14 protein-coding genes are annotated in these 12,883 nt (G+C 48.0%); 10 read left to right on the top strand and 4 right to left on the bottom strand.

The window, feature by feature from the left end:
* The first annotated feature begins 212 nt into the window (after positions 1 to 212).
* The 4 genes from K7B07_RS14345 (at position 213) to K7B07_RS14330 (ending at position 3,112) form a co-directional block, all read left to right on the top strand.
* Positions 213 to 1,205: a PhoH family protein gene (locus K7B07_RS14345; protein ID WP_223710727.1), complete on the top strand. Its 993-nt coding sequence runs from the start codon at positions 213 to 215 to the stop codon at positions 1,203 to 1,205.
* Positions 1,206 to 1,365: 160 nt separating this feature from the next.
* Positions 1,366 to 1,791: a nuclear transport factor 2 family protein gene (locus tag K7B07_RS14340; protein ID WP_223710725.1), complete on the top strand. Its 426-nt coding sequence runs from the start codon at positions 1,366 to 1,368 to the stop codon at positions 1,789 to 1,791.
* Positions 1,792 to 1,888: 97 nt separating this feature from the next.
* Positions 1,889 to 2,437, top strand: a complete 549-nt coding sequence (locus tag K7B07_RS14335; RefSeq protein WP_223710724.1) for an inorganic diphosphatase — start codon at positions 1,889 to 1,891, stop codon at positions 2,435 to 2,437.
* Positions 2,438 to 2,449: 12 nt separating this feature from the next.
* Entirely contained in the window at positions 2,450 to 3,112 is a 663-nt protein-coding gene (locus K7B07_RS14330) for a hypothetical protein (protein WP_223710722.1), read from the top strand.
* Here K7B07_RS14330 and K7B07_RS14325 read toward each other — a convergent pair.
* Complete coding sequence (locus tag K7B07_RS14325; RefSeq protein ID WP_223710721.1) at positions 3,081 to 3,884, bottom strand: C40 family peptidase; 804 nt, start codon at positions 3,882 to 3,884, stop codon at positions 3,081 to 3,083. The genes K7B07_RS14330 and K7B07_RS14325 overlap by 32 nt on opposite strands.
* 129 nt (positions 3,885 to 4,013) lie before the next feature.
* Between K7B07_RS14325 and K7B07_RS14320 the strand changes: the two genes are divergently transcribed.
* The 3 genes from K7B07_RS14320 to K7B07_RS14310 all read left to right on the top strand — a co-directional run bounded on the left by K7B07_RS14320 (position 4,014) and on the right by K7B07_RS14310 (position 5,545).
* Complete coding sequence (locus tag K7B07_RS14320) at positions 4,014 to 4,592, top strand: RNA polymerase sigma factor (RefSeq protein ID WP_223710719.1); 579 nt, start codon at positions 4,014 to 4,016, stop codon at positions 4,590 to 4,592.
* A complete protein-coding gene (locus K7B07_RS14315) occupies positions 4,585 to 4,947 on the top strand; it encodes a hypothetical protein (RefSeq protein ID WP_223710718.1) in 363 nt (120 codons plus the stop codon). The genes K7B07_RS14320 and K7B07_RS14315 overlap by 8 nt, the downstream gene beginning before the upstream one ends.
* A gap of 133 nt (positions 4,948 to 5,080) precedes the next feature.
* Entirely contained in the window at positions 5,081 to 5,545 is a 465-nt protein-coding gene (locus K7B07_RS14310; protein ID WP_223710717.1) for a hypothetical protein, read from the top strand.
* On the opposite strand, the gene K7B07_RS14305 is transcribed toward K7B07_RS14310, so the two are convergent.
* Complete coding sequence (locus tag K7B07_RS14305; RefSeq protein ID WP_223710715.1) at positions 5,542 to 6,921, bottom strand: UDP-N-acetylmuramate--L-alanine ligase; 1,380 nt, start codon at positions 6,919 to 6,921, stop codon at positions 5,542 to 5,544. The genes K7B07_RS14310 and K7B07_RS14305 overlap by 4 nt on opposite strands.
* Before the next feature lie 222 nt (positions 6,922 to 7,143).
* Entirely contained in the window at positions 7,144 to 7,668 is a 525-nt protein-coding gene (locus K7B07_RS14300; protein ID WP_223710714.1) for a DUF1905 domain-containing protein, read from the bottom strand.
* A gap of 74 nt (positions 7,669 to 7,742) precedes the next feature.
* On the opposite strand from K7B07_RS14300, the gene K7B07_RS14295 reads away from it, so the two are divergent.
* The gene (locus K7B07_RS14295; RefSeq protein WP_223710712.1) at positions 7,743 to 9,338 is read left to right on the top strand and encodes an NAD(P)/FAD-dependent oxidoreductase; all 1,596 of its coding nucleotides are present in this window, start codon (positions 7,743 to 7,745) and stop codon (positions 9,336 to 9,338) included.
* A gap of 52 nt (positions 9,339 to 9,390) precedes the next feature.
* Here K7B07_RS14295 and K7B07_RS14290 read toward each other — a convergent pair whose 3' ends face one another.
* Positions 9,391 to 10,380 carry a zinc dependent phospholipase C family protein gene (locus K7B07_RS14290; protein WP_223710710.1) on the bottom strand — a complete coding sequence of 330 codons (990 nt, stop codon included), beginning with the start codon at positions 10,378 to 10,380 and terminating at the stop codon, positions 9,391 to 9,393.
* A 135-nt stretch (positions 10,381 to 10,515) separates the two neighbouring features.
* Here K7B07_RS14290 and K7B07_RS14285 point away from each other — a divergent pair, with 135 nt between their 5' ends.
* Together K7B07_RS14285 and K7B07_RS14280 are read left to right on the top strand one after the other, a co-directional pair.
* Positions 10,516 to 11,451 (top strand): ABC transporter ATP-binding protein, encoded by a 936-nt coding sequence (locus tag K7B07_RS14285; RefSeq protein ID WP_223710709.1) that lies wholly within the window; start codon positions 10,516 to 10,518, stop codon positions 11,449 to 11,451.
* A gap of 5 nt (positions 11,452 to 11,456) precedes the next feature.
* Positions 11,457 to 12,734, top strand: a complete 1,278-nt coding sequence (locus K7B07_RS14280) for an ABC transporter permease (RefSeq protein WP_223710707.1) — start codon at positions 11,457 to 11,459, stop codon at positions 12,732 to 12,734.
* The last annotated feature ends 149 nt before the right edge of the window (positions 12,735 to 12,883 follow it).

Below are 12,883 nucleotides of genomic sequence, written 5' to 3'. Positions count from 1 at the left end.
ATTTTTTTGTGGCAATGTACAGCTATTTATTAAATAATGATCCATAGTAGGGTCCCCCGTATGGGCCAACCTGTTCCCCTCCGTTTTTAAAACCCGGCACAATTATCGTTGCTTTAACAAAATACACATCCTGTGCATAAAATAAATTCGCAATTTTAAAGGGTGTTGTATAAATTTGAGAAGAAGGATTTTTAATTAAAACAAGAAAAACATTGACAGAAGCAATTATTAACCTGGAGACAGTCAACCCCATTGATTTTTTTGGGGTTAACAACGGTAAACTGGATCTGCTGAAGAAGAAATTCCCGCTACTAAAAATACTTTCCCGCGGCACACAGTTGAAACTAAGCGGCGCTCCCGAACAGATAGCAGAAGCAAAAGAGAAAATAAACCTGATCGTGTCTTACATTGAACGGAACGGCCACCTGAGCGAAAATTATTTCGACCAGATACTGGGCGGCGACGACCTGGAAACCATCGATCATTTCCAGGAGCGCAACCCCAATGAAGTGCTGGTATTCGGACCCAATGGCAAGTCGGTTCGTGCACGTACCGCCAATCAGAAAAAGCTCGTCCAGGAAGCAGAAAAGAATGACATCCTTTTTGCCATCGGACCGGCAGGTACCGGTAAAACCTATACTGCCGTGGCGCTGGCTGTAAGAGCCTTAAAGAACAAACAGGTAAAGAAGATCATCCTGACCCGCCCGGCAGTAGAGGCAGGCGAAAGCCTCGGTTTTTTGCCGGGAGATCTGAAGGAGAAGATCGACCCGTATCTGCGCCCGTTGTATGACGCGCTGGATGACATGATTCCGGCAGACAAGCTGGGGTATTACATGACCACCCGCACCATCGAAATAGCGCCCCTGGCCTATATGCGCGGACGAACCCTGGACAATGCTTTCATCATCCTTGATGAAGCGCAGAACGCCACCGATCTTCAGCTGAAGATGTTCCTGACGCGTATCGGTGCCAATGCCAAAGCCATCATCACCGGTGATATGACGCAGGTGGACCTTCCGCGTAATCAGAAAAGCGGGTTGCAGACTGCCGTGCGCATTCTGCGCAATATTCCCGGTATCAGTCATATTGAACTGGATGAGGAAGATGTGGTACGCCACCGCCTAGTGAAAGCCATCATCAAGGCATACCATAAAGAACATGAAGACCAGGAACAACGGACTCCAAGGGAATTTCCAAAAAAATAGGGTAAAATATATTCCATTTTACCTTTAAAGGGCGGCCCCCGGGCCCCCTTTTTTATTCAACCACCAGGGCCGGAACCAATCCCATGTATAAAGATCTTGTAAAAAATCCCGAAAACGCAAAATAAGGCGGAGAGAGCATAAAGTTGTTTATATTGCAGGAATGAAAAGAATTTACTTATACTTTTTATCCCTGCTCTTTTTGCTGCCGGCCTGTTTGCCGGATAAGTCGGACAAGGACGAGCCGGGTGATTCCGATATTGACGCCGCACGCAATTTCATTCAGGCGGCACTGAAAGGAAACTTTAAAAGCGCCGCCAATTATATGCTGCACGATTCCGCAAACGATGAACGGCTGGACGCTGTGGCGCGCATATCCCGCACCCCGGATGAGAAACAGGGTTTCTGGGATGCGACCATTAACATTCACCAACGCAAGCTTTTAAATGACTCTGCAAGTATCATTGTTTATTCCAACTCCTATTATAAAGACAAAAAGGACACGCTGAAAGTAGTGAAGAAGGACGGGGCCTGGCTGGTTGATTTCAAATACCTGTTTGACCCCAATAAACAGATCCCGGCCAATTAATCTTGACTGATAAACATTCCGATCAAAAAACTTGTTATTTTTGATTGACGATAAGGAGTGAACAGGAATGATCCCTTACTAAAAATTTATGAATACGATGGCAACAATCACACACCCATGGCACGGCGTTAGTTATGGAGCAGGCGCACCGGAAATTGTAAATACGATCATAGAAATACCGGAAGGATCAAGAGCCAAATATGAAATCGACAAGGAGACGGGGTTGTTAAAACTGGACCGGGTCATCTATTCCTCTTTCCACTATCCTGTTAACTATGGATTTATTCCGAAAACGCTGGGGCAGGACCATGACCCGCTGGATATCCTGGTGCTTTGCTCGCAGACGATCCGTTCCTTTTGCCTGGTAAGAGCTAAAGTCATCGGAAATATGCAGATGATTGACAGCGGTGAACGGGATGACAAGATCATTGCGGTGGCCATTGATGACCCTTCTGTCAACCACTATGAAAATATTGATGAGCTGCCCCATCATTTCCTGCTGGAAATGCGTAACTTTTTTGAGCAATACAAAGTGCTCGAAAGTAAAAAGGTGGAAATAGATACCTTCCAGGATAAAGAAACTGCTTTGTCCATTATCTCCGAAGCCATTGATTATTATAAAAAGAAATTCAAAGAAATGCCCTGACCGCCTGCTTAAATGAGATACCTGCTTTCCTTTATACTTTTTATATGGGTTGGTACTGCTGCCGCACAAGACCAGTTTTTTAAAGTGGTGAAAGACTATTTCCGGGTCGACCCCTTTTCCGGACAGTTCTCTGCTTTTGTAGATGCAGTTAAAACCGATCCTCAACTGAACATCACCGAATCCTCCGATAAATCGGATACCAGTCTTTTTTCTGTGCAGGGCGACTATAAATCATTCAATCCCTTTACCATCCGCGCAAACCGGATCGAAGTATTGCTGGCTGAAAAAAAACGGATGATCCGTACGGCAAAGCCGTTCATGGATACGGTCGTATTGTACCAGATCACCGGTTTTTTTGACAGTACGGCTGAAACGGTCAGGGCCCTGAAACGGGAATACAAAAAGATCAACAAAAAAATCCGCCGGAACCTGTCCGTGCAGGGGGAAGCGCAGTTAAAGAACATAAAGGGTGTAAGGGAGGGTGCGATTACCAATCATGCGATGAGCGCTTCCCTGGCAGCACCTATTTCCGTGGCATGGTATGTAAAGGACGATGGAGAATTGGCGCTGCTGGTGGTGTTGCGTATGAAATATGCCGGCAATCGCGCCATACCCAGCGGCATGCTCTATGATTACTATTACTTTAACCGGTCGATCCTTCAGTCGATCGAATAAGTTGCGGCATCCGTTTGATCAGTTTTAAACGATGGGTGCGTTTTCCGGTTTCACTGCTGATGATCCCCTTTTTATCAATTGTATCGATGCGTACTTTTCCCGAGGAATGAATGATCCGGTCCGGCCCCAGCAGAATGCCCACGTGTACGATCTCCTGCCGGTCGTCAAAAAACGCCAGATCACCCAACGCGGCCTCCTCCAGCTTTTTTACAACACGGCCCTCCTGTGCCTGCTGCCAGGCATCGCGCAGCAACGGGATCCCCGCCATTTTAAAAATCGTTTGTGCAAAACCGCTGCAATCCACGCCCAGTATGGTTTTCCCTCCCCATAAGTAGGGAGCGTTCAACCATTCTTTTCCGTATTTCTCAATTGCGGCCTTTGCGGCAGCCGGATCTGCAACGCTGCCGGCCAGCGTACCTTTATATTCATAGTCCCAATTACCGATGCGTCCCTTTCCCTTCACGGCCTCCCCTATAAAAGATCCCATAGGGATATGCATCGGCAAATCGTTTACCTGTATGGTGTTCAGCAGCTCACCGGCAAGACCGTACGTTGTGGTTTTCGCCGTGTCCTTATCGATCTCATGGATCATATGCTGGGTCACCCATCCTTTATACCCGTCATACAGGCTTTTCACCTTATACCAGCCCTTTTGCTTCACCGAGAGCAGGATCAGTTTTTCTCCAAACAGCAATTGATTCACCATTTCAAACTTATGATGCGGTTTTTTACGAACCGGTGCCGCCGGCACTACCACTATTCCGTATTTCATCTTTTTGATTGTTTTGACGCCTTCTGTAAAGATAAAACTTAACAATGCAACGCCATCAGTATTAAAACACTGTTTTATGGAATCTGTTTAATCTTGCATCTTACAGATAGTTTAAATACCTTTATTTCTGTGAGCAATAGCCGCTATGACCATATCAGTGACCAGGAATTGCTGCAACGACACCTGCAGGAACGCGACAGTTCATGGCTGGGTATATTGCTGGAACGTTATACCCTTCTGCTTTTCGGGGTATGTATGAAGTATCTTAAGGATGAAACCCAGGCGCAGGACGCGGTACAACAGGTTTTTTTAAAAGTGATCCAGGAAGTGCACAAGTACCGGATCGACTATTTCAAGTCGTGGCTGTACACTGTGGCGAAAAATCACTGTCTTTCGGTGTTGCGGGATAAAAAAAGGACTGTTCCGGTGGAACTGACCGAGAACAATTCCGTCACCGAAGCACCGGAGGAGGACCCGGAAAAGGAGGCTGTCAGTCCGGAATTGCTGAAGGAAGCCCTGGAGTCCCTGAATGCGGAGCAACGGCAGGCCGTAATTCTGTTTTACCTGAAAAAAAAGAGCTACCAGGAGATCAGTGCCTCTGAAGGCTACAGCCTGCTCCAGGTAAAAAGTTATATACAAAATGGGAAAAGGAATTTAAAATTGCTGATCCAAAAAATGCTTAAAAAAGCAAAAAAAGACAATGGCTGAGGATTTAAAAGACATATTATCCCATTTAAATAAAAATGTAAGCCAGGAACTCTTACTCAAGTACCTCAATAATCAATTGGGGAAGGAAGAAGTGCATGAGCTTGAAAAGCAATTGCTGGACGATCCGTTCTATAATGATGCGGTGGAAGGATTACAGGAGATCGACGATACCGCACGGCTCACACTGATCGCTGAAGCCCTGAACCGGGATCTTAAGAAAAGGACACAGAAAAAAAGAGACGCCCGCACCAAACGGCAACTCCAGCCCCAATGGTGGCTTTATTTCTCCATCCTGATATTGCTTCTTCTGCTGGTGTTAATTTACCTATTTATCCACGGTCGTATAACCGCCTAATATCCACTCAGTTGGTCAGTTTTGTGCATTGAATGTGCAAATAACAGTCCTAATATTAAGTTTACATTAATTTTAGGTTAAAACGGTGTCAACCGTTCTTAGGGATGTACATTTACCGCATAAATTTTTTGATATGCAATGGAAGACTATTACATCCAGCCTTGGTAACACCGGATTTGGATTGTGGTACAATGGTCAAAAAATGCTCACCCTGGCGTACAAACCGAAGTCGGATTCGGTTTATCTGGAATCGACCGACGGAGAAAAGCGCCTGTTTCATTATAAAAAGAAAGGACTTTTCAAGAACAAGCTCGTATTGCAAAATGAATATGGTGCAGAGCTGGGGAAAATATCCAAAGAGGGGCGTCAGCGTTATATTGAAGTAGAGGATAAGCGTTTTTATCTGAATGTCAAAAATGACAATCACAACGTGATTGAAATCATTGACGAAAACCGGGAGAAGCCGGTAGCTGTTTGTTCAGTAGAAGGCGATAACCCAAGCGATGCCACTAACTACAGCCTTTTAATGGTGATGTGCTTTTATCTCTTTCAGCCCAATAACTATAATAAAGTGTTTTCCGCCAGAGCTGCGGTTTAAAGTGTTTCATAAACTTTTTTGGCAAATTGCTCCAGCGAGGGGTCTCTTGCACCCATCAGCAGCAGGGTGGTGCCCGGCCCCAGGTGACTGCCGGCTTCTGTGAGCAGCTGATCCCGGTCTTCTACAAAATAGGCATTTTTCCCAAGCATTTTCAGGTCATTGATCAGATCCAGTGCAGAGATGTCCTTTGTGGTGGTGCCTCCTGCATAAAAGATCTCGCTCATCCAGATCTCATCCTGGGGTCTTAATGCTCCTGCTATTTCCTGTACAAACTCGCTGCGCAGGAATTTTGTGGGGGTATAACCGTGCGGCTGGAACCAGGCCACCACCTTATCAGAAACGGGCTGGCAGGAGCGGATGGCCGCCGCACATTTAACAGGGTTATGTGCAAAATCATCCACTACCCAAACCCCGTTCTTTTGTCCCAGCACCTGGCTGCGCCGGTAAATCCCTTCATAATGTGCCAGTGCGTTCGCTGCATCTTCCAGCGTAGCACCTGCCAGTACAGCAGCAGCAGCAGCGGCGGCGGCATTTTCCATATTGTGCCGGCCGAGAATATTGATCCCAAATGGATGACCATTGATACGGAAGGAAATATGAAACCGGTCCTGGAGAAAATCCGATACCTGAAAGCCCGCACCGGCACAGGTGCCGTCCACACAAAAATCATTGGCCGCATCTGCCGATAATTTTTTTGAATGCTCGTTTGACTGGTTCACACAAAACAGCCGGCTGTTGTTCCGGAAGGTGTCAAATACCTGCATTAATTCATCCAGTTCCTTATGGTCCTTTTCAATATTCAGCAATAGTCCGATTTCAGGGTGGTACTGCACGATAGAGCCATCACTCTCATCCGCTTCAATAATGAGCCACTCCCCTGTTCCCACAAATGCATTCCCGATCCTGCCCTGCCGGATCAGGCTCACCAGCCCCGCACCACTGATCACCGACGGATGTTTACCCGCCTGCTGTAGTATATCAAACAACATCCCGGTAGTAGTGCTCTTGCCGCTGGTACCCCCCACTGCGATGGTCTTTTTGCTGGCGGCGATCAGGGCCAGCAGTTCCGAACGGCGGATGATGGGAATATTGAGCTCTTTTGCTTTTCTTATTTCGATAACGGTATCTTCAATGGCAGTAGACGCCACCACAAGATCCACATCCGGAGTGATGCCGCTGCCATCCTGTAAAAAACAGGTGATGCCTTCTGTTTCCAGACGTGCTTTTATGTCCCCAGCTTTCCCTTCGTTGAAAAAACGGTCGCTTCCCGCAACCTCCATGCCGGTTCCCTGTAAATACTGGGCAATAGCACTCATCCCCGCGCCCGCAACGCCGATAAAGAACGGCTTCCTGATCTTTTCTAAACTGGATACCATAGACTACAAATGTCGGTAAACGGCTAAAGCTTTCAAAACTGATTTCTGAATAGCAGTTGTTTCAAATCTTAAGGTCCATCCGCTCACAGATCAGCACAGAGTCTTTTAATAATCCTTAGTCTGTGCACATCCGCGGAATCTGTGAGCAAAAATAATCGGTGTACTTCAGTGGGAAAATGCCGCAGCGCCGCTGAGACACTGATAATTTTACTGCCTCGTATATCATCCCTCTTTATTCTTGTAAAAGCGGATCATCTGTCCATAATCCCATTTGCGCTGTAACCCGTGAATACAGCGTGCAATACGCGTAACTTTGGTGGTATCGGTTTTGGCGGCGTCGATCCATTTGCTGAAATAATGCTGGTGGGATGGTGCCAGCGACTTAAAATAATCAAGTGCCGCCGGTTCTTCAGCTAAACATTCCATCAGCTCTTTATTTAGCTCATATTTTTTGGTATCCAGTTGTAGCGTTACTTCTACCCCGGCGCCTTCCTTTTTCCGGATACCCTTACGCATGGAAGCATTTACAGGCAGTATAAAATTGCCCCCTCCCACCGGCAACAGCGAGGTGCCGGTGATCCTGTGACGGTCGATGGTTCCTTTTACCTGGAAGATTTTCTTATTTCCCGGCAGCAATTCCTGGGCCAGGTCTGCCGGAACTTCGATATAGGTCCACCCGGTTTTATCGCCATTTTCTGCAAACTTCAGCAACCGCGCGGTCAAAGAAACAGTGACTTGCTTTTTCATACGGATAAAGTTCCGGCATCTGCCGTAAAATTTTCATTTCTTTGCAGAAATTTTCCGGATAAAAATCGGACATTATGCAACAGACCATTACCCTTCGCGTCAGGCCCGAAGAAGCTTCAGCTTCGGAACAGCTTCAGCAACTCATCGCCCGCTCACTCGGCAAAAATCCGGATGCTGTTTCGGGTTATACCATATTAAAAAGTTCCATAGACGCCAGGGGGCGCCAGCCTTTTATCCAGCTGTCGCTGCTGGTTTATATTGATGAGCCGGCACAGCAACGGGAGGTGATCCGGTCCGTTTATAAAGACGTTCATTCCGCCTCCAAAAAAGTCATCATTGTAGGGGCGGGTCCTGCCGGACTTTTTGCAGCGCTGCAGCTTCTTGAGCAGGGCATCAAACCCCTGGTGCTGGAGCGCGGCAAGGATGTACGCACCCGCAGGCGCGACCTGGCGGCCATTAACAAACAGGGAATAATGAATCCTGAAAGCAACTATTGTTTTGGTGAAGGCGGCGCCGGTACTTACAGTGATGGCAAGCTGTATACCCGCAGCAATAAACGGGGCGACATCAATAAAATACTGAACACTTTTGTGCGCTTTGGCGCCGAGGAAAAAATCCTGTACCAGGCGCATCCCCATATTGGCACCAACAAGCTGCCCCAGATCATTACCGGCATGCGCGAACAGATCCTTGCCTGTGGCGGTGAGGTCCGTTTCAATAAAAAAGTGACCGGTCTTATAACCGATAACGGTGTATTGAACGGTGTCACTACCGCCGACGGCGATGCCTTCACCGGCGAAGCCGTTATACTGGCAACAGGTCATTCTGCGCGGGATATCTTCCATCTGCTGTACAACAATAACCTGCATATAGAAGCCAAGCCCTTTGCCCTGGGTGTGCGGGCAGAGCATCCGCAATCGCTGATCGATGCCGCACAGTATAAATGCGCTTCCCGCGGCGAATGGCTGCCACCCGCTTCCTACAGCCTGGTGCAGCAGGTAGGCGACCATGGTGTGTTTTCCTTTTGCATGTGCCCGGGAGGGATCATTGCCCCCGCGGCTACCGATCAGAACGAGATCGTTGTAAACGGCTGGTCACCTTCCAAACGCAATAATCCGTATGCCAATTCCGGGATCGTGGTACAGGTGGAAGAGAAAGATGTAAAGGCCCTGCCGGCTTTTAAAAAAGAATACGGAAGCACATTCAACAGCCCGCTGTTCCTGCTTTATTTTCAGCAGTGGGTGGAGCAGCTGGCGTTTACCGCAGGGGGCGGGCAGCTGGTAGCTCCCGCACAGCGGATGGTGGACTTTTGTGAAGGTACCCTTTCACAAACGCTGCCCGGTTGTTCCTATCTGCCCGGTCTTCATGCTGCACCATTATGGGAAGTATTGCCGTCCTTTGTAAGCAAGTCTCTGCAACAGGGCTTTAAACTGTTCGGCACAAAAATAAAAGGGTATTATACCAATGAAGCAGTGATCGTGGCCACCGAATCCCGTACTTCTTCACCGGTGCGGATCCCGCGTGATAAAGAGACGCTTGAGCATCCACAGCTCAGGAACTTTTATCCCTGCGGCGAAGGCGCCGGGTATGCCGGAGGCATTGTAAGCGCGGCCATGGACGGCGAGCGGGTTGCGAAAATGATCTGTTTGAAATCTGGAATTGAGCGTTGAACGTTCAGAATTAAGATTGGGGACCTGAGACCAGAAATTTGTAACCTGCAACTCAGTCCTTCGTCCGGTTATTATTACTGATCAGCCATCCCTTTTTGATCAGCTGGTCGTGACGATAGGACTTGCGTTCTTTGCGGAACTGTTTTTTCTGATAGGATGGTCCCGTAATGTCTTTCAAATCCGGCCGGCCGGCATCCACCCAGGCGGTGTACCAGAAATCGGATAAGGCGTTGCTGCTGCGGATCAGCTGGTCGTTGATGGACCCCTGCAATGCCTTATTGAACGCAACAGCAAACTCTTTGGAATAGAAGCGGCGGTTCTTTCCCCAGCGGAATTCCCAGCGGTATTTCCGGGAAGTATCTGCAAAGCTTTTAGACACTTCTTTTTCCGCTGCGAACATTGCGGGCAGCAGGGAATGCGTGTGCTTCAGTATGCCCCAGATGGCGGTTTCCACAGAGGGCAGGTACTTTGCCTTGTGCCGGCTTTTTATTGTAAAATCAGTAAGTGCTGCCTCGGGAACGGTCGTTTCCCATAGATCGTGTATCCCCCGCTGGTCGGTCAGCTGCCCGTCATAATTCAGGGAAGTGTGCAGGGGCACATGCGCATCGCCGATATAATGTCCCAGGTCGGTGGCATAAAAAATAATGCTGTCCTTGTCCTTTCTCCGAAAGGCTTCCGTCAGTTTTTTTTGCGTTTCCACTACTATATAGGGCAGGGTACCGTATTTGCGCAGCGTGTCCGCAGTGTATTTTGCCACCGCATCCTCCCATTTGTGCGGGATGCTATCGAATGCATTGTTGCCGTAATATTCCCCATCCAGGAAATGTTTATTCCCTTCCGTAGGGTCCACATTCCTTCGCTGATCCGGCCGCGGCGCATTGTACACCAGACTGTCCATATTGGTATAGAAAAAGGCCTGCATTTTCTTTGGCAGCCCATAAACAGCCAGCTGGTTCACGGTACGGTGTACCAGGAAGCCCCAGCTACCCATAACGGTCACAAATGCGATCAACAGGATCACGGTAAGATTTTTCTGCTTCATGTCTTAGAATAATGCTGCAAAGGTGCAGTAAAATCTTCAAAGCAAAAACCGGCACCTGCTGCTGTGCGGCCTCTTATCAATTTATTAATAAACAACCACCGGCGTTCGTTATATTTACAGTATTAAATCATTTGTATGGACTTACTGCAGGTTGCTCATCTAAAAAAATATTTTGCTACGCAAAAGGCAGTAGATGACATCAGTTTTACTATCTCTGAGGGTCAGATATTTGGATTGCTGGGGCCGAACGGAGCCGGTAAAACAACCCTGATCCGCATGATCACCGGTATTTTTTATCCGGATGCCGGTACCATTACGCTGGACGGGAAACTGTTTGACCCGGTTAACGATATCGGCAAGATCGGCTACATGCCGGAGGAAAGAGGTCTGTATAAGAAGATGAAGATCGGTGAGCAGGCCCTGTACCTGGCCCAACTGAAAGGACTGAAAAAAAGGGAAGCCATCGAAAGTTTAAAGACCTGGTTCGCCAAACTCGAAATGGAATCCTGGTGGAATAAAAAAGTGGAGGACCTTTCCAAAGGGATGCAGCAGAAACTGCAGTTTGTAACCACCGTACTGCACCGGCCCCGGCTCATCATCCTGGACGAACCGTTCAGCGGACTCGACCCGGTGAACAGCAATCTTATCAAAGACGAGATCTTCAACCTTGCCCGCAGCGGATCCACGATCATTTTCAGTACCCACCGCATGGAACAGGTGGAAGAGATCTGTGATCATATCATCCTGGTGAACAAAGGACAGAAGATACTCGATGGTACCGTGCAGGGGATCCGGCAGGAGTTTAAGGAGCACCTTTATAAGATCACCTTTGCAGACATACCACCGCAGGTGGGCGCACCGGATCTGTTCGAGATCAAACAGAACACGGCGGATGCGCTGGTGATACAGAAACATCCCGATGTAAGCAATAACCAGGTGCTGGCGCATTTCCTGAATACCGGCAATGCCATTGAATCCTTCAATGAGATCCTTCCCTCGCTGAATGATATTTTTATCCGGCAGGTGGAAGGCACGCCGCTGGCACGTCAATTTCAAACGATTCAAGACTGATTTTCATGAATAAGATCACATTAATCATACAACGGGAGTACCTGAGCAGGGTGCGCAAAAGAACGTTTATCATCACCACACTGCTGTTCCCCCTTTTATACCTGGGGCTGATCTTTGGCACTTCCTATATCTCGGAAAAAGCCGGAACAAAGCTGAAGATCGCGATCGTCGATTCCTCCGGAAGCTTTACCCAGCAGCGCATCGACAAGGCAAACAAGGATTTTCCGAACAGTACCCTTACACTGGTAAAAGAAGATCCGGCCGTACTCAGCAAAAACTTTGATCAGAAAGGTTTTGACGGCTATCTCATCATACCTGCCGCCACAATGATCACAAATTCACCTGATCAGCTGGTGGTAAAATCCAAACGGACACTGGGAACCGTTCCCGATGTACAGACCAAACTGAATGCCATCTGGAGCGAGATCAAATATGATAATCTTGGCATCGATACACTTAAGCAGAACCTGCTCAGTCAGAGTCAGCTGCAGATAAAATCCGAGAACACGGAAAATAAAACTACGGATGCTTCACTGGCCTATGGCATCGGATTTGTGTCCGGTTTCCTGATCTATTTTATCCTGATCATTTACGGCGCCCAGGTGATGATGGGCGTAATGGAGGAAAAAACCAACCGGATCGCGGAGATCATTGTTTCCTCCGTAAAGCCCTTCCAGCTTATGATCGGTAAGATCATCGGCATTGCCTGTGTGGCGCTCACCCAGTTCCTGCTCTGGATCGCCTTTATCTTCCTTATTTACAATGCTACCAGGGCGGGCTCCGGCGCGCTTAATAACAGTGCGGTAAGCGGAATCATCGGCGGCGTACAGGATCTGTTCACCAGCACCAATGTGCCCCTGATCCTGCTGCTCTTTATATTTTATTTCCTTGGAGGCTTCTTTTTTTATTCTTCCATTTATGCCGCGGTCGGGAGTACGGTCAATGAAGATATGCGCGAGGCGCAATCCCTTAGCTTCCCTATTACCATGATCATTATTTTTTCCTTTTTTATTATGATGACAGCAGCCAGGGATCCCGAAAGTCCGCTGGCCGTATGGGGCAGTATCATTCCCTTTACTTCCCCGCTGGTGATGATGGCCCGTGTTCCGTACGGCATACCGGGTACGGTTCCTTACTGGCAGCTATTCCTCAGTATGGCCATGCTAATAGCTTCTTTCCTTTTTGTTACCTGGTTTGCGGGGAAGATTTACCGGACGGGCATCCTGATGTATGGCAAAAAACCCACCTGGAAGGAAATGATCCGCTGGGCGATGCGGAAGTAAAGCCGTTCGCAGGTTTAAAAAGGTCCTGACAATTTTCCATCCCGTCAGTCTATCAGCTGGTTACACCCTGCCAATGCCATTAGCCGCCGTTTGTCTGCCGCTTACCGATATCGGTTTTACAAACAGCGCCGGAGTTTAGTAGATTTGTT

It is taken from the genome of Niabella beijingensis, assembly GCF_020034665.1.
GTDB classification, from domain to species: Bacteria; Bacteroidota; Bacteroidia; order Chitinophagales; family Chitinophagaceae; genus Niabella; species Niabella beijingensis.
This window is presented reverse-complemented; position numbering and strand designations above follow the sequence as displayed.